The sequence below is a fragment of the Sulfitobacter sp. UBA1132 genome (assembly GCF_002311545.1).
In the GTDB taxonomy this organism is placed as follows: Bacteria; Pseudomonadota; Alphaproteobacteria; order Rhodobacterales; family Rhodobacteraceae; genus Sulfitobacter; species Sulfitobacter pontiacus.
The window spans coordinates 121,625-141,534 of the sequence record NZ_DCAN01000006.1 but is presented as its reverse complement, the minus strand read 5'-3'; the positions used below and the strand labels follow the sequence as shown (position 1 = coordinate 141,534).

General features: G+C 62.0%; 19 protein-coding genes. 10 read left to right on the top strand and 9 right to left on the bottom strand.

Going from position 1 to position 19,910, the window contains the following annotated elements; genetic code table 11:
* The first annotated feature begins 6 nt into the window (after positions 1-6).
* Positions 7-351 carry a HesB/IscA family protein gene (locus tag B4F27_RS04500; RefSeq protein ID WP_074635055.1) on the top strand — a complete coding sequence of 115 codons (345 nt, stop codon included), beginning with the start codon at positions 7-9 and terminating at the stop codon, positions 349-351.
* A 99-nt stretch (positions 352-450) separates the two neighbouring features.
* A complete protein-coding gene (tpiA, locus tag B4F27_RS04495) occupies positions 451-1,200 on the top strand; it encodes a triose-phosphate isomerase (RefSeq protein ID WP_286758977.1) in 750 nt (249 codons plus the stop codon).
* A gap of 99 nt (positions 1,201-1,299) precedes the next feature.
* On the opposite strand, the gene B4F27_RS04490 is transcribed toward tpiA, so the two are convergent.
* From B4F27_RS04490 to B4F27_RS04470, 5 genes are all read right to left on the bottom strand, one after another.
* A complete protein-coding gene (locus tag B4F27_RS04490) occupies positions 1,300-2,676 on the bottom strand; it encodes a TRAP transporter large permease (RefSeq protein WP_009826801.1) in 1,377 nt (458 codons plus the stop codon).
* A 4-nt stretch (positions 2,677-2,680) separates the two neighbouring features.
* The gene (locus tag B4F27_RS04485; RefSeq protein WP_037944057.1) at positions 2,681-3,361 is read right to left on the bottom strand and encodes a TRAP transporter small permease; all 681 of its coding nucleotides are present in this window, start codon (positions 3,359-3,361) and stop codon (positions 2,681-2,683) included.
* Between the two features lie 111 nt (positions 3,362-3,472).
* Positions 3,473-4,474, bottom strand: coding sequence for a DctP family TRAP transporter solute-binding subunit (locus B4F27_RS04480; protein WP_074635057.1), 1,002 nt, complete (start codon positions 4,472-4,474; stop codon positions 3,473-3,475).
* Between the two features lie 248 nt (positions 4,475-4,722).
* Positions 4,723-5,952, bottom strand: a complete 1,230-nt coding sequence (locus tag B4F27_RS04475; protein ID WP_286758976.1) for a sigma-54-dependent transcriptional regulator — start codon at positions 5,950-5,952, stop codon at positions 4,723-4,725.
* Entirely contained in the window at positions 5,949-7,715 is a 1,767-nt protein-coding gene (locus B4F27_RS04470; protein ID WP_414717687.1) for an ATP-binding protein, read from the bottom strand. Before B4F27_RS04470 ends, B4F27_RS04475 begins: the two co-directional genes overlap by 4 nt.
* Before the next feature lie 71 nt (positions 7,716-7,786).
* On the opposite strand from B4F27_RS04470, the gene B4F27_RS04465 reads away from it, so the two are divergent.
* Entirely contained in the window at positions 7,787-8,971 is a 1,185-nt protein-coding gene (locus B4F27_RS04465) for a cytochrome P450 (protein ID WP_286758974.1), read from the top strand.
* A gap of 24 nt (positions 8,972-8,995) precedes the next feature.
* Here B4F27_RS04465 and B4F27_RS04460 read toward each other — a convergent pair whose 3' ends face one another.
* Positions 8,996-9,457 (bottom strand): Lrp/AsnC family transcriptional regulator, encoded by a 462-nt coding sequence (locus tag B4F27_RS04460; RefSeq protein WP_005853026.1) that lies wholly within the window; start codon positions 9,455-9,457, stop codon positions 8,996-8,998.
* Positions 9,458-9,598: 141 nt separating this feature from the next.
* On the opposite strand from B4F27_RS04460, the gene cysG reads away from it, so the two are divergent.
* The 6 genes from cysG (at position 9,599) to B4F27_RS04430 (ending at position 15,066) form a co-directional block, all read left to right on the top strand.
* Positions 9,599-10,993: a siroheme synthase CysG gene (cysG, locus tag B4F27_RS04455; protein ID WP_286758973.1), complete on the top strand. Its 1,395-nt coding sequence runs from the start codon at positions 9,599-9,601 to the stop codon at positions 10,991-10,993.
* Positions 10,993-11,289, top strand: a complete 297-nt coding sequence (locus B4F27_RS04450) for a DUF2849 domain-containing protein (protein ID WP_005853022.1) — start codon at positions 10,993-10,995, stop codon at positions 11,287-11,289. The genes cysG and B4F27_RS04450 overlap by 1 nt, the downstream gene beginning before the upstream one ends.
* Positions 11,289-12,953: a nitrite/sulfite reductase gene (locus tag B4F27_RS04445; protein WP_286758972.1), complete on the top strand. Its 1,665-nt coding sequence runs from the start codon at positions 11,289-11,291 to the stop codon at positions 12,951-12,953. Before B4F27_RS04450 ends, B4F27_RS04445 begins: the two co-directional genes overlap by 1 nt.
* Entirely contained in the window at positions 12,943-13,731 is a 789-nt protein-coding gene (locus B4F27_RS04440) for a phosphoadenylyl-sulfate reductase (protein ID WP_286758971.1), read from the top strand. Before B4F27_RS04445 ends, B4F27_RS04440 begins: the two co-directional genes overlap by 11 nt.
* Entirely contained in the window at positions 13,728-14,141 is a 414-nt protein-coding gene (locus B4F27_RS04435; RefSeq protein WP_005853018.1) for a DUF934 domain-containing protein, read from the top strand. The genes B4F27_RS04440 and B4F27_RS04435 overlap by 4 nt, the downstream gene beginning before the upstream one ends.
* Positions 14,142-14,229: 88 nt before the next feature.
* Positions 14,230-15,066: a ferredoxin--NADP reductase gene (locus B4F27_RS04430; RefSeq protein WP_005853016.1), complete on the top strand. Its 837-nt coding sequence runs from the start codon at positions 14,230-14,232 to the stop codon at positions 15,064-15,066.
* A gap of 113 nt (positions 15,067-15,179) precedes the next feature.
* Here B4F27_RS04430 and B4F27_RS04425 read toward each other — a convergent pair whose 3' ends face one another.
* Positions 15,180-15,962, bottom strand: coding sequence for a hypothetical protein (locus tag B4F27_RS04425; protein WP_286758970.1), 783 nt, complete (start codon positions 15,960-15,962; stop codon positions 15,180-15,182).
* Between the two features lie 217 nt (positions 15,963-16,179).
* Here B4F27_RS04425 and infC point away from each other — a divergent pair, with 217 nt between their 5' ends.
* Positions 16,180-16,728: a translation initiation factor IF-3 gene (infC, locus tag B4F27_RS04420; RefSeq protein ID WP_037944998.1), complete on the top strand. Its 549-nt coding sequence runs from the start codon at positions 16,180-16,182 to the stop codon at positions 16,726-16,728.
* 79 nt (positions 16,729-16,807) lie between these two features.
* Here the strand turns inward: infC and B4F27_RS04415 are convergent, their stop codons facing one another.
* Positions 16,808-18,805, bottom strand: coding sequence for an OmpA family protein (locus B4F27_RS04415; RefSeq protein ID WP_286758969.1), 1,998 nt, complete (start codon positions 18,803-18,805; stop codon positions 16,808-16,810).
* 162 nt (positions 18,806-18,967) lie between these two features.
* A complete protein-coding gene (locus tag B4F27_RS04410; RefSeq protein WP_005853008.1) occupies positions 18,968-19,759 on the bottom strand; it encodes an FAD binding domain-containing protein in 792 nt (263 codons plus the stop codon).
* Between the last annotated feature and the right edge of the window lie 151 nt (positions 19,760-19,910).

Genomic DNA, 19,910 nt, shown 5'->3' with positions numbered 1-19,910 from the left:
TTCAGCATGTTCGCAATCCCAGGCAAGCAAGCCGTCACCATCACCCCCAAAGCCGCCAATCAGATCACCAAGCTGATGACGTCCGCCGGCCACGCTGGTCTGCGCATCGGCATCAAGAAGGGTGGCTGCGCCGGCATGGAATATACGATGGAGTATGTGAACGAGGCCGACGTCAATGACGAGGTCGTCGAACAGGACGGCGCGCGCGTGATGATCGCGCCGATGGCGCAGATGTTCCTTTTCGGCACCGAGATCGATTATGAAACCTCGCTGCTGGAATCCGGCTTCAAGTTCCGCAATCCCAATGTGACCGAAGCCTGCGGCTGCGGCGAATCCATCAAATTCGGCTAGCGGTATCGCGCCGCGCTGGCGGGTCGTGACCGCAGCTTGCCGTTGCCCTGTCGGGGTGGCGCTGGTATCCCTTTGAAAAACCACATGAAGGATATGCATATGCGCCGCAAGCTTGCCGCTGGAAACTGGAAGATGAACGGCACGCTGGCCGGTCTGGACATGTTGGCCGATGTGGCCGGCGCGATGGACAGCACCCGTGCAGAGGCGGTGATCTGCCCGCCTGCCCCCTACCTCCTACCAGCGGTCACCAAAGCCCAAGGCACCCCCTTTGGCATCGGCGCGCAGGATTGCCACGCAGAGCCGAAAGGTGCCTTCACTGGCGATATCTCTGCCTCGATGATCAAGGAGGTCGGCGCAACCTATGTGATCCTCGGCCATTCCGAGCGCCGCGATGCCTATGGCGAAACGGATGCTGATGTCTCGGCCAAGGCGCAGGCCGCTTGGAACGCGGGGCTGACGGCCATCATCTGCATCGGCGAAAGCGAGGCGGATCGCAGTGCGGGCACCACGCTGGATGTCATCGCCGAACAGCTTGCAGGCTCCCTGCCCGACGGCTGCACAGGCGAGAATACCGTCCTCGCGTACGAACCCATCTGGGCGATTGGCACCGGTAAAATCCCGACGCTTGACCAGATCGTCGAGGTGCATGACTTCATCCGCGCAACACTGGCCGAACGCTTTGGCACGGATGTCAGCGATGCGCTGCGGCTGCTGTATGGCGGCTCGGTCAAACCGGACAACGCGGCAGAGATCTTCAAAGTCGATAACGTGGACGGTGCCCTGATCGGCGGGGCGAGCCTTAGGGCCGCTGATTTCATCCCGATCCTTCAGGCGCTCTCTGCCGCGTGATCTTCATTTTGCCAAATAAACTCATGGCATGACATAGATAAAAGGCGGCGCATCCGATGGGGTGCGCCGCCTTTTTCGTTTCTCTCGTAATGTCTCGCCCTAGCGGGTGATGATCTCCGGCCCCATCATCAGGGTCGGCAGCCAGGTCGAGATGACCGGGATATAAGTCACCATCAGCAGGAAGATGAACAGCACCACGGTGAAGGGCAGCGCGGCCTTGACCACATTCATCATCGGCATATTCGCCACGCCCGAGGTCACAAAGAGGTTCAGACCCACCGGCGGGGTGATCATCCCGATTTCCATGTTCACCACCATGATGATCCCCAGATGGATCGGGTCGATGCCCAGTTCAATCGCGATGGGGAAAACCAGCGGGGCGACGATGATCAACAGGCCCGACGGCTCCATGAACTGCCCGCCAATCAGCAAGATCACGTTGACGATAACCAGGAACATGATCGGCCCGAAACCGGCGCTTAGCATCGCGGCAGAGATCTGCTGCGGGATCTGCTCGTCGGTCAGCACGTGCTTGAGGATCAGCGCGTTGGCGATGATGAACATCAGGGTGACGGTCAGCTTGCCGGCCTCGAACAGCGTATCGCGGGTATCGCGGTGGAAGAAGACAGTGACCAGCGCCAAGGGCTTGCGCATCAGCGACAGGTTGCGCCCCTCGCCTTCGACGTGCAGCGGGCCCATGTCGCGATAGACGAAGGCCGCGATGAAGAAGGCATAGACAGCGGCCACGGCAGCGGCTTCGGTCGGGGTAAAAATACCGCCATAAATACCGCCAAGGATGATCACGATCAGCATCAACCCCCAGCCCGCTTCACGCCCCGAGGCAAAGACCTCGCCCCAGCCGCGCCATTCGCCCTGTGGCAGCTTCTTGACCCGCGCCATGATGTAGATGGTCAGCATCAGCATGGTGCCCGCCATCAGACCGGGGATAACGCCCGCAAGGAACATCCGGCCCACAGAGACATCCGTGGCAGAGGCATAGACAACCATCACGATGGACGGCGGGATCAGGATGCCGAGGGTGCCCGCGTTGGCGATGACACCGGCGGCGAATTCTTTGGTGTAGCCGGTTTCCCGCATCCCCGCGATCACGATGGAGCCGATGGCAACCACTGTCGCAGGCGATGATCCCGACAGGGCGGCGAACAGCATACAGGCAAAGACACCCGCAATCGCCAGACCACCCGGAAAATGCCCGACCAGCGCGATAGAGAAACGGATGATCCGCTTGGCCACACCACCCGTAGACATGAAGGACGACGCCAGCACGAAGAACGGGATCGCCAGCAGCGTATAGTGACCCGCCATCGCCTGAAAGAAGGTCTGCGCGATGGACGCAAGCGAGCTGTCGGACAGCACCAGCAGAAAGACGATCGACGAGAAGCCGAGGCTGACGGCAATCGGAACGCCCAGCAACATCAGCCCGACGATCATGGTAAATAGGATAAGGACTTCCATGCGCTCAGGACTCCGCGTTCATGTGTTTGACGGCTTCGATATCATCTTCGGCCTCGTGACTGACGATCAGCGCTGTGGCCTGTCCGGTAAAGACACGCACACCGGCCTGGATGAACCGGAACAACAGCAGCGCCATACCGAAGGGCAGCATGAAATACGGGATGAACCGTGGCAGTTTGCCGTAGGTTTCGCCCTCGTTCATGATCGGCTCGATAAAGCGCAGCCAATCCGGCATGGGGATATCGACGGTTTCATACCATGCCTGATCGCGGCTATCGGCAAAACCTGTGGGGAACCAGCGGCCCGTTGTGGCGTCCAGCCCCGCGAAGGGGGCCCAGTAATCCCACGCGCCTTTCATCAGCAAGGCCCCGTAGACCACGCAGATCACTGCCGCAACCAGCGCGAGCACACGGCGTTTGGGCAGCGAAAACAGGTTCACGACCGCGTCCACCCCCAGATGCGCCGTGACCTTGACCGCATAGCTCATGCCAAACAGCACCAGCCAGGCGAAAAGGAAGGTCACCGCTTCAAGCCCCCAGATGATGCCGGTGTTGAAACCATAGCGCAGGACGACGTTGATGAAGGTGATGAGCGTCATCAGGCCAAGGATGATGGCAATCGCCGTTTCCTCAAGCTCGTTGACAATGCGCCCGAGCGCAGAATGAGATTGAACACCATGTGACATGGGAATGCTCCGCTGTGAGAGGAGAGTGGATCAGGCCCGCACGCCGCGGGGCATGTCGGGGCCTGACGCAAGTGATATGCCCCGTCCGTCGCCAGACGGGGCAGAACAGGTTTAGTGCTTGGCGTTGATCGCTTGGGCTTCGTCGATGTTTTCCTGACCGACGTCTGCGGTGAACTCTTCCCAGACGGGCTTCATCGCGGTGACCCAGGCTTCGCGCTGCGCGTCGTCCAGTTCACGGACCACACCACCGGCATCGATGATCGCCTGTTTGGCTTCGGCGTTCACTTTCGACGATTCCGCGTTGCGGGTGTCGGTCACTTCTTGAACGATGGTCGCCAGCTGGTCACGCACATCGGCATCCAGGCTGTCCCACCAGTCGGTGGAGGTCACGAGCATGTAGTCCAGAACACCGTGGTTGGTTTCGGTTGTCCCGTCCTGCACCTCAAAGAACTTCTGGCCATAGATGTTGGACCAGGTGTTTTCCTGACCGTCGACAACGCCGGTTTGCAGCGCGCCGTAAACTTCCGAGAAGGCCATCGGCTGGGGCGATGCGCCCATTGCCGCCATCTGGGCCTTCAGCACGTCAGAGTTCTGGACGCGGAATTTCAGACCATTGGCATCCGACGGCACGTTCAGCGGCTTGTTCGCCGACATCTGCTTCATGCCATTGTGCCAGAACGCCAGCCCCAGCAGGCCACGGCGCGTCATGGATTCTTTCATCGCAACACCGGTGTCAGAGTTCTGGAACTCGTCTACAGCGTTGATGTCCTTGAACATGAAGGGCAGATCGAAGATGCGGAATTGCTTGGTGAACTGCTCGAACTTCGACAGCGACGGCGCGGCCATCTGAACGTCGCCTTGCAGCAGCGCCTCAAGAACCTGGTCATCATTGTACAGCGTGGAGTTCGGGAACACTTCCATGCAGGCTTTGCCGTTCATCTCGTCATTGACGCGCTGTTCCAGCAAGGACGCGGCGATGCCTTTGGGGTGACGGTCTGTGTTGGTCACGTGGCTCAGCTTGATGACGACTTCGCCATCGTCGCACGCCGCGGCAACAGCACCGGCGCTTACGGAAAGTGTCATAGCCACCAGAGTGGTTGTCAGGAATTTCATGTGATGTCTCCTCCCAGAGAACTGTTTTTCAAGTCTCGGCATCCGGTCGTTCCAAATGCGGTGGCGTTACTAGAGCGTTATTTCGCCGACCTCACAAGGAAGAGAGGTTGAAAGATGAGGATCGCGTTAAACATATTACTTATCAAGGTTTTACCGCACCGTGTTAAGGTTATATACCAACCCGATGCACGTTGCCTGTGCGGATAACCGCACAGCGTGAAGCGCAGTTGTGCGAAAATCCGCACAGGCTAGCTGCGAAAGTCCTCGGGCCGAATCCCGTAGCGGGCCAGCTTGTCATAGAAGGTCTTGCGCGGCAGTTTCAGCGCCTGCGCCGCCGCACTCGCCTGCCCCTCGGCACGGCGCAAGGCCGTGCGCAGCAGGGATTGTTCCACCTGCGCCATCTGGTCCGCCAGCCCGAGGGTCGCATCCGGCGTCACCTCGTCCGAGACCCCCATGACAAAGCGCATCGCTTCTGACATCAGCGCGCGCGCGTTGCCGGGCCAGTCCCGCGCCATCAGCCCCGCGATCATCTGCGGCGTCACTTCGGGCGGCTGCACGCCCGACTGCTCTGCCGCCTGATCGACGTAGCGGCGGAACATCGTGGCGATATCCTCGGGGCGTTCAGCCAGCGACGGGATGCGCACAGTCATGACCTCGAGCCGATAATAGAGATCCGCGTGGAACTGCCCCTCGGCCACCAATGACTGTAGCTCCCGCGCACTGCCCGCAATGAGACGCACATCGGGCACCTGCTCAAGCGCTTCGATCAGGCTCAGCTGGGTCTGCGCGGGAAGCTGCGCGACCTCGTCGAGAAACAGGCACCCGCCCGAGGCGGCGTGCAGCGCATCGCTCACATCATCGGGACTAAGCCCCGCGGCAGCACGTTTGACGAAGGGCCCTTTGGAGCGGCGCGAGGATAGGTGGATCACCTCTGACACCTTCGAAATACCAGAGCCCGACGGGCCGGTGACCAGCACCTCGGCATTGGCCTGCGCCACGCGCCGCACCTTGTCGCGCAGCCGTTCTGACAGGTCAGACGACCCGAAAATCATCCGCGCCGCCGGATCGCCAGTTTCCACGATATGCAGCAGCCGACGGTTTTCCAGCACCAGCGCGCGGGTTTTCAGTGCGCGTTCAATCACGGTGACCAGCGCGGCAGGGGCACAGGGTTTTTCAAGAAAATCAAAGGCCCCGGCCTCCATCGCGCGCACGGCCATGGGGATGTCGCCTTCGCCTGTCAGCAGGATCACCGGCAGATCGGGGTCCTGTTCATGGGCATAGGCCAGCAGGTGAAACCCGTCGCGCCCGGGCATGCGCATGTCCGACAGGATGATGCCATCGAACCGTTCGGTGATCCTATCCTTGGCAGCCACGAACGACCCCGCGGGGACAACATCAATATCGGCAAGCTCCAGCGTCTGCGCCAGCGCCTCGCGGACAGAGGAATCGTCATCGACCAATAGAACGGTTCTGCTCATCCCTGCCCCTCCTCGCCCGTATCGGCGCGTTCCAGCGTGACAGAGAACATCGCACCGCCCGCGTCAAGGTTGGTGCCACGGATCCCCCCGCCAAAGCTTTGCACAATCCCGTAACTGATCGACAGCCCCAGCCCCATGCCCCCCATAGCCCCCTCGGCACCGCCGCCCACGGATTTAGTCGTGTAGAACGGGTCGAACACCTTGTCCGGCATCTCGATCCCCGGTCCGGTGTCGCGGAACTGCACCCGCACGGGGTCGGCGGGATCGATGGTGATGCTCAGCCGTTTGGTGTCGCTGCTGCTCATGGCATCGACGGCGTTGGTGATGAGGTTTACAAAGACCTGCCCCAAGCGCACCTCACCGCCGCGCACCCAGACGGGGGCATTGGCGGGCTGGTAGTCAAGGGTCACGCCTGCGTCGCGCAGATAGCTTTGGGTCAGCTCCACCGCGCTGGCGACCACGCGGGTCACATCGACGCGGGTCTGCGGCACACTTTCCTGCCGCGCAAAGGCCCGCAGGTTCTGGATGATCCGCGCCATCCGGTCGGCCATCTGCGAGATGCGGGTCAGGTTTTCAGCCGTCCTGTCGGGGCGGTCACGTTCAAGGAACTGCACCGCGTTTTCCGCAAAGGACCGGATCGCCATCAGCGGCTGGTTCAGCTCGTGGCTGATGCCCGCCGACATCTGGCCAAGCGCCGACAACTTGCCCGCCTGCACCAGATCCGCCTGCGCGCGGCGCAGTGCGGCCTGCGCCTCTTCCCGCTCGGTCGCTTCGCGGCGCAATTCGGTGTTGCTGGCGTTAAGTGCGGCGGTGCGTTTGGCGACCTGCCGCTCAAGCGCCGCGTTCGCCTCTGACAGGGCGCGGCGGCGCTCGGTCGCGAGAAACAGCAGCGCGCCAAAGGCAAGGCAAAGCGCAGCCACCGCCGCCGCCTGTGCCCGTGCCAAACGTTGCGCGCCCTCGATATCCAGCAGCACCTCACCCGTCATCCCCACCACCGGCAGGGCGCGGGTCAGATGCAAGGCGGCGTCGGGCAGATAAGGCCCCCAGCCCATATGCCAGATCTCGTGGCCGCGCACGTCAGACACCGCGAAATCCAGCACCGCACCATCCGGCGGCACCAGCCCCTGCGCCGCACGGGGACGCGCCCAGAACAGCAGCTCTGACCGGTTGGCGATCTGGACGACCCCGTCGGTGTCGGTGAAGAACGCCGCCGGATTGCTGCCGCGCCAGTCATAATCGATGCCGTTCAGATCAGTCGACACCACAACGGCGCCGCGCACCTGCCCGTCGGGCGCGAAGACAGGGGCGGCGTGGAAATAGGCGCGGTCGGTCAAGGGCGCGGCGGGGCCATGCCCCCAGCCAAGCGCACCGCGCAAGGCCCGCTGGACAAAGCGCTGATCCGCGCGCGGCACCCGCACCGCTTCCGCGCCAAGTGCCGCGACGATCACATCGCCGGATCGGTCAAGCACCTGCACATCCAGCGCCGTGGTCTTATCCGCCACCTCTTGCAAAAACGCCTGTGCCTCGACCGCCGGACGCCGGTCCAGCACCTGCGCCACCTGCGGGTGATCCGCCAGAAACACCGCCAGATCACGGTACCGCTGCAACTGCCCGACCAGACGGTCGCTGACCAGCGACAGATCCGCCTGCCCCCGCGCGCGCAGCTGGTCCAGCCCTTGCAGATAGGCATAGCGCCAGACCCCGCCGGAGAGGACCGACACGGTGATCAGAAACAGCACAAAGGTCGCGACGCGGCGGCGCATTCCGGAGGTCATGGTGTTATTTGGCACAGACCCGCTTGCAAAGACCAGAGCCGCAGCTATTGCTAGGCCCCATGAAAACACTGAACCTTTCCCCGCTTGATCCCGACTTCGTCCAAAACCCCTATGCCGCCTATACGCGCGCACGTGCGCAGGGCCCCGTGCTGTTCTGGCAAGACTACGGGATGATGGCCGCTTTTGATGCGGCGACGGTGCAGGCCTTGCTGCGTGACCGCCGTTTGGGCCGCGAGACCCCTGCCGACCAGCGCAAGCCCACGCCCGATCACATGCGCGACTTCTATGCGGTGGAAGACCAGTCGATGCTCGAGCTAGAGCCGCCAACCCACACCCGTCTGCGCGGGTTGGTGCTGCGTGCCTTTACCTCGCGCCGGATTGCCGGTCTCGCCCCCGAGATCGAAGAGATTGCCCAAGCCCTGCTGGCCGACCTGCCCAAGGGCGAGGCCTTTGACCTGATCCCCGCTTTTTGCACCCAATTGCCCGTGCGCATCATCGCGCGGCTGCTTGGCGTCCCCGAGGATATGTGGCCCGACCTGCTGCGCTGGTCCAATGATATGGTCGCCGTCTACCAGATCGGCCGGACCCGCGCGACCGAAGAGGCCGCCAATACCGCCGCCGCAGATTTCACCGCCTTCCTGCGCCGCTATGTCAATGAGCGTCGCCAAGACCCGCGTGACGACCTGATCACCCAGTTGATCGCCGCCGAAGAAGACGGCGAAAAACTGAGCACGGATGCGCTGATCGGCACGTGTATCCTGCTGCTGAATGCAGGGCACGAGGCGACAGTACACGCGCTTGGCAACGGGATCGCCTGCTTGCTCGAAAATAACACGCCCGCCAGCGCCCTCGCCCCCGATGCGATCAACGCCACCGTTGAAGAGATCCTGCGCTACGACCCGCCCCTGCACGTCTTTGAGCGTTTCGCCTACGAGGATATCGAACTGGGCGATGTAACGCTGGAAAAGGGCCGCAAAATTGCACTGGTGCTGGGGGCCGCGGGCCGCGATCCCGCGCTTTACGACGAGCCCGATGTGTTCGACCCGACCCGTCCGGCCAAGGCCCATGCGGCCTTTGGCGGTGGTTTGCATTTCTGCGTCGGCGCGCCGCTGGCTCGGCTGGAAATTCAGATCGCGTTGCGTGCGCTTTTTGACCATGCGCCGAACCTGCAACTGGCCGCGCCACCGCGCTTTGCCAATACCTACCATTTCCACAAGCTGGATCGGCTGATGGTGACGATCTAAGTCGCGCCTCCCCGCGCCACGGCGTTACAGCGGCAGCATCGTGGTGGATTTGATCTCTTCCATCGACAGCAGCGCTGTGACGTTGTGCACGCGGACCTCTGAAATCAGCGCCTGATAAAAGGCATCATAGGCGCGGGCGTTCTTGACGCGGACCTTCAGGATATAGTCGATGTCCCCCGCCAGCCGGTGCGCTTCTTGCACTTCGGGACGGTTTTTCAACGCCTTGAGGAACGCCGCCTGCCAGTCGGCCTCGTGGGACGACGTGCGGATCAACACGAAGAAACACGCCTCGAAGCCAAGCGCCTCTGCATCCAGCACAACCGTATGCTGCCCGATCACCCCTGCCTCGCGCAGTTTACGAATCCGGTTCCACACAGGGGTCTTGGAACTGCCGACCTCGCGCGCGATATCGTCCAATGACTGGCTGGCATCGCGTTGTAACTGCGCTAGAATTTTCCGGTCCACGTCATCGATCCGAACGTCCATTCTGCTTTTCCTTCGCTCTGTGGTCTGTTGTTCTGTTTGCGCGGCTGAATGGAACGTACGTCCTTATATCCCCAGACACCTAGCGCCTTATTGGAATTATTTCCTATATAGAGCTCAAGCTAAGCGCAAGGACCGAACCACATGGATCATTTCCCAATCTACCTGTCCACCAAGGGCCAGCGCATCGTCTTGTCAGGCGGTGGCGAAGCGGCTTTGGCCAAGCTGCGCCTGCTGCTCAAGACCGAAGCCAAGATCAGCGTCTTCGCCCCGACCCCCGCGCCCGAGATCGCGGCATGGGCCGATGCGGGCCGCCTGACGCTGCACCCCCGCGCCCTGCGCCACGGCGATGTGCTGTGCGCGAAACTCTTCTACGCTGCCGATGAAGACGAGACCGAAGACGCCCGCACCGCCGCGATTGCGCGTGCCGAAGGGGCCTTGGTCAATATCGTCGACAATCTGCACGACAGCGCCTTTATCACCCCCGCCATCGTCGACCGTGACCCCGTGACCATCGCCATCGGCACCGAAGGCGCGGCCCCCGTGCTGGCCCGTGCGATCAAGGCCGATCTGGAGGAACGCCTGCCCACAACGCTGGGAACGCTGGCGCGGATCGGTAAGGGTTTCCGCAAGATGGCCGACGCCCTGCCCTTTGGCCGTCCGCGCCGCGACTTCTGGCGTGACTATTACTTTGCCGCCGGCCCCCGCGCCGTAGCGGATGGCAAGGCCGCCGTCGAAAACGCGCTGAACACGCTGCTGGCCGACCACCAGACCCGCGCCGCACGCGCCGGTCACATCGCTTTTGTCGGTGGCGGCCCCGGTGACCCCGAACTGCTGACCCTCAAGGCGCGCCGCGCATTGGACGAGGCCGATGTGGTGATCTACGACCGGCTGATCAGCCCCGAGATCCTCGAACTCGCCCGCCGCGAGGCGCTGATGATCGACGTGGGCAAGGAAGGCTTCGGCCCCTCCACCGCGCAGGAAACCATCAACGATCTGCTGGTCGAACACGCGCAGGCGGGGGCCCAGGTGGTCCGTCTGAAATCCGGCGACGCCACCATCTTTGGCCGCCTGGACGAAGAGATCGACGCCGTGGATGCCCATGGCATCGGCTGGCACATCGTGCCGGGGATCACCTCAGCCTCCGCCGCCGTCGCAACCATCGGGCAAAGCCTGACGAAACGCGGGCGCAACGCCTCTGTCCGGTTCCTGACCGGCCATGACATGAAAGGGTTCGCCGATCATGACTGGGCCGCTTTGGCCCGCCCGGGCGAGGTCGCCGCGATCTATATGGGCAAGAAATCCGCGCGGTTCATCCAAGGCCGCTTGCTGATGCACGGGGCCGATCGCAGCACGCCTGTCACGCTGGTCGAAAACGCCTCGCGCGCGGATCAGCGGATTGTCGAGACCACGCTGGACCGTCTGCCCATCGACCTGAACGCGGCCAATCTGACCGGCCCTGCCCTAACTTTCTATGGGCTGGCACCCCGTGCCGCCGCCCGCGCCACCACCGAATTGTTTCAAGAGGAGATGGCATAATGGCCAAGCCCTTCACCCCCAAAGTCGTCACCGCGAATGCCTTGCTGGAAGGCGACGTGATCTACCAGACCGCCACCGGCTGGACCCGCAAACTGGAAGAGGCCGAAGTCCTGACCGACGAGGCCGTCGCCGATGTGCGTCTGATCGATGCGATCCAGCAAGCCGACCTGACCGTCGGGGCCTATCTGGCCGATGTCGACACCAGCACAGACACACCCAAGCCATCGCATTTCCGCGAAGCATTCCGCGCCAAGGGTCCAAGCAACTACACCCACGGCAAGCAGGAGGTTCAATAATGTACAGCTACACCGAATTTGACGATGCCTTCATCGCCGAACGCAACGCACAGTTCCGCGCGCAGGTCGAACGCCGCATCGACGGTTCCCTGACCGAGGATGAATTCAAGCCCCTGCGCTTGATGAACGGGCTCTATCTGCAGCTGCACGCCTATATGCTGCGGGTCGCGATCCCCTATGGCACGCTCAGCAGCCGCCAGATGCACAAGCTGGCCGATATCGCTGCCAAATGGGATAAGGGCTACGGCCATTTTACCACGCGCCAGAACATCCAGTACAACTGGCCCCAGCTGCGTGATGTCCCCGATATGCTGGACGCTCTGGCCGAAGTGAACATGCACGCCATCCAGACCAGCGGTAACACCATCCGCAACGTGACTGCCGACCATTTCGCCGGTGCCGCCGCGGATGAAATCGCTGATCCGCGCCCTGTGGCCGAACTGATCCGGCAGTGGTCCACCGACCACCCCGAATTCCAGTTCCTGCCGCGCAAGTTCAAGGTCGCTGTCTCTGGCGCGCCCCATGACCGTGCGGTGATCAAGGCCCATGATATCGGCCTGCAAATCGTCGAGAAAGACGGCGAGATTGGCTATCAGGTCATCGTCGGCGGCGGCCTTGGCCGGACCCCGATGATCGGCAAGGTGCTTTACGACTTCGTCAGCTCCGAAGACCTGCTGCCCACGCTCGAGGCCATCGTCTCGGTCTATAACCTGTTGGGCCGCCGCGATAATAAATACAAAGCGCGGATCAAGATCACCGTGCATGAGAACGGCATCGACGACATCCGCGCACGGGTGGACGCCCGCTATGCGCTGATCCGTCCGCAGTTCACCGGCGTCGACCAGCAGATGCTGTCGCGGATCGAGGCGGATTTCGCCAGCCCGACGTTCAAGACCGCCCCGACGGACGCCTATACGGCTGCCTATGACAGCGATCCCGTGTTCAAAAGTTGGGCCGACACCAACCTGACCGACCACCGCGATCCGTCCTACGCGATCGTGTCGATCAGCCTCAAGGCCCATGGCAAGACCCCGGGCGACGCCACCGCCGAACAAATGCACCGTATGGCCGAGCTGGCGGCCGAATACGGCCATGACGAACTGCGCATCAGCCACGAGCAGAACGTGATCCTGCCCCATGTGCACCGTGGTGACCTGCCTGCGCTGCACGCGGCGTTGAAAGAGGTCGGCCTGGCCACGGCCAATATCGGCCTGATCAGCGATATCATCGCCTGCCCCGGCATGGACTACTGCGCGCTGGCGACAGCGCGCTCGATCCCGATTGCCCAGGAAATCGCGACCCGCTTTGACGAGCTGAAGCTGGAACACGATGTCGGTCCGCTCAAGATCAAGATCTCGGGCTGCATCAATGCCTGCGGCCACCACCACGTGGGCCACATCGGGATTCTCGGGCTCGACCGCGCCGGTGTCGAAAACTACCAGATCACTCTGGGCGGTGACGGCACCGAAAACGCCGCCATCGGAGAGCGCGCCGGTCCGGGCTTTTCCGCCGACGACATTATTCCGGCGATTGAACGGTTGGTAAAAGGCTACCTCGACCTGCGCAGCGACGCGGACGAGACCTTCTTGCAAACCTATCGCCGCCTCGGTCTTGCCCCGTTCAAGGCCGTCCTCTACCCGGAAGCACAAGCCAATGCCGCGTGATCAACTGACACTTCCAAATGGGGAAAAAATCCTCCCCGAAGGGCCGGACCGCGTCGCAGCGCTGACCCGTCAGGTGGAAAAGCTGAACGATGGCCTGCGCCATCACAGCGCCACCGACGTGCTGCATGCCGCGATCGACAACGTGCCCAATCTGGCGCTTGTCTCAAGCTTCGGGGCGGAATCCGTCGCCCTGTTGCACCTTGCCTCTATGGTGAAACGTGATCTGCCGGTGTTGTTCATCGACACAGAGATGCTCTTTGCTGAAACGCTGGTCTATCAGCAAGAGCTGAGCGAACGGTTGGGGCTGCGCAATGTGCAGACGATCCGGGCGCAGGACGTGGCAGAGAAAGACCCCGACGGGACGCTGCATCTGCGCGACCCGGACGCCTGCTGTGCCTTCCGCAAGACCGTGCCCCTGCAGCACGCGCTAGAGGGGTTCGACGGCTGGATCACAGGGCGCAAGCGGTTCCAGTCCGGCACCCGCGCCAGCTTGCCGTTCTTCGAGGTCGAAACCCCCGCCAATGCATCTGCGCGGATCAAGGTAAACCCGCTGGCCCATTGGCAGGCCTCCGACGTGTCGGACTATATCGACGAGAACCGCCTGCCCCGGCACCCGCTGGTGGCCCAAGGCTACCCCAGCATCGGTTGCGCCCCCTGCACCACCAAGGTGAAACCGGGCGAAGATCCCCGCGCCGGTCGCTGGAGAAACATTGAAAAAGAAGAATGCGGCATCCATTTTGTCGATGGCAAGATGGTCCGCACAGGAGCAAAGACATGACACAGTTGATCAATGATCAGGGGTTTGTGGCGGATGATTTCGCCACGCCCTACGCCCCCTTCGATGCTGCTGAAGGCGTAGAAGCAGGGGCGACCGCCCTTGACGTCCCCTCTGACGTGCAGCCGGAGACGATCCCTGTGGATGGTGCGATCTCAATGATCCGCGTGGCCTTCCCCAGCTCGGCCGACGGGCGTGGATTTACCATCGCGCGCCAACTGCGTCTGCGTGGCTACACCGGGCGGCTGCGGGCGCATGGGCATGTGATTGCGGACCAATACGCCATGGCGCGCCGGTCGGGCTTTGACGAGGTCGAGATCCCCGATGATCTGGCCGCCCGTCAACCGCAGGACCAATGGCTGGCCCGTGCAAACTGGCAAGAGCATAATTATCAGGCGCGTCTGCGCGGCTGATCGGGGTTTTCGCCCCAAGATGCTTTCCCTGCCCCCTCCCTTCCCCTAGAGAAAGGCTGCGTGCCGCGATCCGCGCGTAGATGAAATTATGACCGAGCAGAATGTAGTGACCCAAACCGACGCCAAACCCGTACCCACGTTGCCTGACGCGCAGACCGTGACTTCTGTCAAACACTGGACGGACCGGCTGTTTTCGTTCCGCGTGACCCGCCCTGCGTCCTTGCGTTTTCGCTCGGGCGAGTTTGTGATGATCGGCCTGATGGGCGATCCGCACCCCGAGACCGGCAAGCAAAAGCCGCTGCTGCGCGCCTATTCCATCGCCTCGCCCTCCTGGGACGAAGAGCTGGAGTTCTATTCGATCAAGGTGCAGGACGGCCCGCTGACCTCGAAGCTGCAACACATCCAGCCCGGCGACCAGATCATCCTGCGGCCCAAGCCCGTCGGCACGCTGGTGCATGACGCGCTGCTGCCCGGCAAACGTTTGTGGCTTTTCGCCACCGGCACAGGCTTTGCGCCCTTTGCCTCGCTGCTGCGCGAACCGGAAACCTACGAGAAATTCGACCAGATCATCATGACCCACACCACCCGCGATGTGGCCGAGCTTGACTATGGCCGCACGCTGGTCGAGAGCCTTGCCGATGATCCGCTGATCGGCGAGATGATCGGCGACAAGCTGGTCTATTACCCTACCACCACCCGTGAGCAAAGCCCCAAGATGGGCCGCATCACCAATCTGCTGCAGGACGGCACGGTGTTCAAAGACCTCGGCATCGACGGGATCAGCGCCGACACCGATCGCGGCATGGTCTGCGGGAGCCTTGAATTCAACAAGGATATCAAGGACGTGCTTGAAGGTTTCGGGCTAGAGGAAGGGGCGAACTCCGACCCCAAACACTACGTCGTTGAAAAGGCCTTTGTCGGCTGATCAGACGCAGCGGTGCCCTTGCATGGGGCACCAGGGATAAAACAAAAGCCGCGCTCTCTTTCGAGGCGCGGCTTTTTCATGTCGTGCCGGTCGGCTTTTTGGGTGGGCCTCGATTAAAGCGCCAGCGCCTCGCGGATCCGTGCGAGGATCGCGCGCAGGGCATCGGGGTTTTCACCGGCGGTGACCAGCCCTTGCTTCAGCAGCGCTTTTTGCGTGGCGGGCAGATCAGAAGTGTCGATCATGGTTTGCACCTTCTCCAGATCAAAGCCATCGACTGTGGTCAACTGCTCTGGCGTGTCGGCATCGGCGGTGACGTCGGCCTGAACTTCTGTATCGGCAGCAGCCCCCGCATCTGTGCTCGCCTGTGCATCTGTCGCGGCCACGGCGGCGGCTTCTTCCTCTTGAACCGCTGCGGCGTTTGCCTCGGCTTGCGGGTCAGCGGCGGGTGCCGTGCCCGCTTGCGTGGTGCTGGCGGCATCGCTCGCCTCTGCATCGCTGGCAGCCATGGCATCGGCCTCTGCGCTGGTGGAAACCTCCGCGTTGCCCTCTGCGGTATCATTCGCCGCTTGCGTAGCATCCTCGGCGATCTGCTTGCCCGCGTTCATGGCATCCTCGCCCGCCTCTGCCGCGGCGTCGGCCACATCCTCGGCCGCTTCCGATAGCGCGTCGGCTGCGGTATTCGCGGCCTCTGTGGTGGCTTCTACCGCCTCGGTCACTGCGCCCTCTGTCGCCTCGACAGCGTCGCCCACAGCTTCGGTCGCACTTTCCAGCGCGGCGGGAGCATTGACAGCATCCGACGCATCGGTCGCAATCTCCTGGACCGAACGGCCCGAATACAACATGTACGCGCCAAGCGCGATCACCCCTGCGATGACAATCCAGATGAGGTTTTTCATGATGCTGTGGTTCCTTTGAACTTTGTTAATCCCCTGCTGCACATACTATATGCCAACACATAGCGTCAAATGCGCGATACGCTGCTTCCCCTTGGGTAAATCCCCCAAAAATACGCGGTTTTACCCTGTATATGCGCCATTTTGCGACTTGAAGAAGACCATGAGCAGGTTTACCTTCCGTGCTCGACATCAGTACAACAATCAAAGGACGACCATCATCGCTCGCAGACCGCATAACGCGCCGCCGCAAAGAGACACCGGCCCGCGCATCAACGAAAACATCCGCGCCAACGAAATCCGCCTGATCGGTGCGGATGGGGAAAACGTCGGCGTCGTGACACCGGATCGCGCCATGGAAATGGCTGTTGATGCCGGACTTGATCTGGTCGAGATTTCGCCCAATGCCAACCCGCCCGTGTGCAAGATCATGGACTTTGGCAAATTCAAGTATGAGACGCAAAAGCGTGAAGCCGAAGCGCGCAAGAAGCAAAAGATCATCGAGATCAAAGAAGTCAAGTTCCGCCCGAACACCGATACCAATGACTATGACGTCAAGATGCGTAACGTGTTCAAGTTCCTCGACAATGGGGACAAGGTAAAGATCACGCTGCGGTTCCGCGGCCGTGAGATGGCCCACCAGAACCTTGGCCGCGAGCTGCTTGAACGCGTTGCCGAAGACACCAAAGAAGTTGGCCGCGTTGAAAACTTCCCGAAGATGGAAGGCCGCCAGATGGTCATGCTCATCGGGCCGCTGCCAAGCAAATAATTCCGGGTCTTACAGTCCCGAGACGCAAAAAGCCCCCGCAGTTTCCTGCGGGGGCTTTTCTATGTCTTGAAACTCGCGCTTACTGACGCAGCAGACCTGTGATGTTGCGCACAACCGCACGACGGTTGGCGGGTTCGGCGGTCTCGGTCGGGACTTTCAACGCGCTTTCACCGTAGCCTTGGGTGATCAGGTTGGCTGGCGGCACGTCAAAATACTCGGTCAGGGCCAATGCAACGGTTTCAGCACGACGGTCAGACAGCGCAAGGTTGTAGCCCGCATTGCCAACCGCATCGGTGTGCCCTTCCACAAGGATCACAGTGCGTGGATCATCCTTGATGGCATTGCTGATCGCGGTCCCGATCTTGGACAGCGCGCGGGCCTGTTCAGGTTGGATAGCAGCCGACCCTGTGGCAAAACGCACAGCGTCCAGCTCGATCTCTGGTGCTAGGGCACGGACCTGACGGACATCACGTACCTGACGCAGCGAATACCGCTGGGCCTGATCCCCACGCAGCTGCGTTTGCAAAGCGGCACGCAGCGCTTCCTCGTTTTGCTGGCTGGCCAGCGTATTGGCCTGCGGACGGACCTGGGGCAGCTCGTTCACCACGATACGTTCTTCGACTTGGGTGTCATCGAACAGCACATATTCATTGCCCTGTGGATCAACGTTGATCCGGCGCAATACGGTGCCGTCCCGACCCAGAATGGTCACGATCTTGCTGCCGTTAGGCTTGATCACAGTGGTGCGCGAAGAACCGTCGTTGAACGTCTCGCGGCGGACTTCGTCACCGGCCTGACGCACAAGCGCATCATCGTCTTTCAAAACGCGCAGATCCCCATTCGGATCTTCAACAACCAGACGGTCACCCGAGTTGCTCACGACCTTCGAGCCATTGTTCAGGATCGACCCGACAGCCACTGCGCCGATGCCGACAAGCAGGGCTTTCTCGAACTTGCTCAGCCCGTCGTCGTCATCCTTTTTGGCTTGCGTATTGGCCTCGGCAGAGGTGTCACCGGTGACGGCGGTCGAAAATTCTTCGTTCGAGGCGCGCGTGTCTTCTTCGGTGATCTCTTCTACCACAACATCGGCCTTGGCTTCACCGCTGTCAGCAGCGGCAGCGGCTTCGGCAGCAGCGGCTGCATCAGCCGCGCGCTGTTCCTGACGGGCTTCTTCCGCAGCCTGTTCGGCGGCAAGATCAGCGGCGATCTGCTCTTCCGTTTGCTGCTGGGTTTCGGCCTCCGCCTGCGTTTCAGTGTCGGAAGAGCTGTCTGCCGGCACGTCGGTCTCGGCTTGGGTTTCTTCGGTCGACTCAGTCTCTGCCGGCTCTGCCTGAGCTTGCGCCTCTGCCTCTACGCCAGCATCGCTTTCAGCGGCAGGAGCATCTGCCTGTGTCTCGGCAGACTGCGCTTCAGGGCTGTCCGAGGTTTCGGCAGCCGCAGCGGCGTCTCGCTCTGCCTCTGCTTCGGCTGCAGCCTTGGCTTCAGCGTCTGCGGCGATCTGTGCAGCGACCGCATCCTCACGCTCTGCTTCGGCCTGCGCTTCGGCGGCAGCAGCTTCCTCGGCCTCGGCGGCTTGCGCGTCTGCAGCGGCCTGAGCTTCGGCGGCCTCTTGTTCAGCGGCCTGCGCGGCGGCGGCGGCTTCTGCATCGGCTGCAGCTTGCGCTTCAGCAGCTTCTGCTTCAGCTGCAGCGGCGGCGGCCTCTGCGTCGGCAGCGGCTTGCTCTTCCGCGGCGGCTTGGGCTTCTGCCGTTGCCGCGGCTTCGGCCTCGGCGGCGGCGGCAGCCTGCTCTTCCGCGGCGTCTACGGTTTCAGCGGCGGCTTCTGCATCGGGCTCGGCTTGCGCTTCGGTCTGGGCTTCCGCCTCAAGACCAAGGGCCTGCGCCAGATCGCCGTCGGCACGCAAAGTCATCATCTGATCCGCATCCGCCACGACACTGCCGTCAGGCAGCACGCATGGGAACACGGTTTGCTCCCCTTCGGCCACGCAGCTTTCTGTTGTCTGGGCAAAACCACCTGTGGGCAAGGCCAGCGCCAAACACATGGTCAAAGAGGTCGTCGATTTCAAAAGTTTATACATTCCTAATCCTCACGGGGTTATGGACGCCGTTCGGGCAGCGTTACGGCACAACACCGGTGCTGCAAAATCGTTCCCAACCCTGCGCAAGTGATAATCATCCAGACAGCAAAAAACCGCCCCAAGGTTTCCCAAGGGACGGTTTTCATTGAAGTATCGAGTGGCTTAGGTCAGCGCGGCAACTGCCCGTTTTGTCATCACAGCAACCAGATGCGCACGGTAGTCCCCACTGCCGTGCAGATCGCTGATCATGCCGTCACCGGGCAGGCTCAACCCCGACAGGGCATCCACGGCAAAACTCCCGCTCAGCGCGGCTTCTGCATCGCTCCACCGGAAGACGCCATCCTCCGACGCACCCGTCACAGCAACCCGCACACCGTCAGCGAATTTTGCCACAAACACGGCCACCAGCGGGAAGCGCGAGGCAGGTTGGATGAATTTCTCGTAATGCGCCTTCTCGGGGATTGGGAAACGCACTTCGGTGATGATCTCGCCCTCGTCCAGCGCGGTGGCGAACATCCCCTCAAAGAAATCATCCGCCGCGATCTCGCGCGCGTTGGTCACGATCGTCGCTCCGCTGGCAAGCACCCCTGCCGGATAACAGGCCGAGGGGTCGTTATTCGCGACCGAACCGCCGATGGTGCCACGGTTGCGCACGGCCGGATCTCCGATCCGCGCGGCCAGACTTGCCAACCCGGGGTAATGTGCCTCTGCCTCTTTGGCGACGGTCGCATGTACGGTGCCCCCACCGATACACAGGCGACCGTCATCGCCCATACGCACACCGCGCATGTCCTCGATCCCGCTCAGCGACACCAGAACCGACGGCATCGCCAAGCGCGCCTTCAGCGTGGGGATCAGCGTTTGCCCGCCACTTAACGGTTGCGCCTCGTCCTGCCCCAATGCCGAGACCGCCTCGGCCACTGTCGCGGGTTTCACTACATCAAAATCATACATCTTGCGTCCTTCCAGTCAGAGAGCGGGCCGCGGCCCCAAACGCCTCTCTTCATTTTGCCAATAAACTCCGGGGGCGCGGGGGCTGGCCCCCGCTTTCCCTTATTTTCTGCGCCAGAGGCACATAGCGGGCTGAACCCCGCACCTGCCCCAA

Excerpts from the sequence above, each read along its gene's own strand:
- B4F27_RS04415 (WP_286758969.1), bottom strand. The coding sequence starts at position 18,805 with ATGTATAAACTTTTGAAATCGACGACCTCTTTGACCATGTGTTTGGCG.
- B4F27_RS04465 (WP_286758974.1), top strand. The coding sequence starts at position 7,787 with ATGAAAACACTGAACCTTTCCCCGCTTGATCCCGACTTCGTCCAAAAC.
- B4F27_RS04460 (WP_005853026.1), bottom strand. The coding sequence starts at position 9,457 with ATGGACGTTCGGATCGATGACGTGGACCGGAAAATTCTAGCGCAGTTA.
- cysG (WP_286758973.1), top strand. The coding sequence starts at position 9,599 with ATGGATCATTTCCCAATCTACCTGTCCACCAAGGGCCAGCGCATCGTC.
- B4F27_RS04485 (WP_037944057.1), bottom strand. The coding sequence starts at position 3,361 with ATGTCACATGGTGTTCAATCTCATTCTGCGCTCGGGCGCATTGTCAAC.
- B4F27_RS04430 (WP_005853016.1), top strand. The coding sequence starts at position 14,230 with ATGACCGAGCAGAATGTAGTGACCCAAACCGACGCCAAACCCGTACCC.
- B4F27_RS04435 (WP_005853018.1), top strand. The coding sequence starts at position 13,728 with ATGACACAGTTGATCAATGATCAGGGGTTTGTGGCGGATGATTTCGCC.
- tpiA (WP_286758977.1), top strand. The coding sequence starts at position 451 with ATGCGCCGCAAGCTTGCCGCTGGAAACTGGAAGATGAACGGCACGCTG.
- B4F27_RS04470 (WP_414717687.1), bottom strand. The coding sequence starts at position 7,715 with ATGCGCCGCCGCGTCGCGACCTTTGTGCTGTTTCTGATCACCGTGTCG.
- B4F27_RS04440 (WP_286758971.1), top strand. The coding sequence starts at position 12,943 with ATGCCGCGTGATCAACTGACACTTCCAAATGGGGAAAAAATCCTCCCC.
- B4F27_RS04445 (WP_286758972.1), top strand. The coding sequence starts at position 11,289 with ATGTACAGCTACACCGAATTTGACGATGCCTTCATCGCCGAACGCAAC.
- B4F27_RS04490 (WP_009826801.1), bottom strand. The coding sequence starts at position 2,676 with ATGGAAGTCCTTATCCTATTTACCATGATCGTCGGGCTGATGTTGCTG.
- B4F27_RS04475 (WP_286758976.1), bottom strand. The coding sequence starts at position 5,952 with ATGAGCAGAACCGTTCTATTGGTCGATGACGATTCCTCTGTCCGCGAG.
- B4F27_RS04450 (WP_005853022.1), top strand. The coding sequence starts at position 10,993 with ATGGCCAAGCCCTTCACCCCCAAAGTCGTCACCGCGAATGCCTTGCTG.
- B4F27_RS04500 (WP_074635055.1), top strand. The coding sequence starts at position 7 with ATGTTCGCAATCCCAGGCAAGCAAGCCGTCACCATCACCCCCAAAGCC.
- B4F27_RS04480 (WP_074635057.1), bottom strand. The coding sequence starts at position 4,474 with ATGAAATTCCTGACAACCACTCTGGTGGCTATGACACTTTCCGTAAGC.
- B4F27_RS04425 (WP_286758970.1), bottom strand. The coding sequence starts at position 15,962 with ATGAAAAACCTCATCTGGATTGTCATCGCAGGGGTGATCGCGCTTGGC.
- B4F27_RS04410 (WP_005853008.1), bottom strand. The coding sequence starts at position 19,759 with ATGTATGATTTTGATGTAGTGAAACCCGCGACAGTGGCCGAGGCGGTC.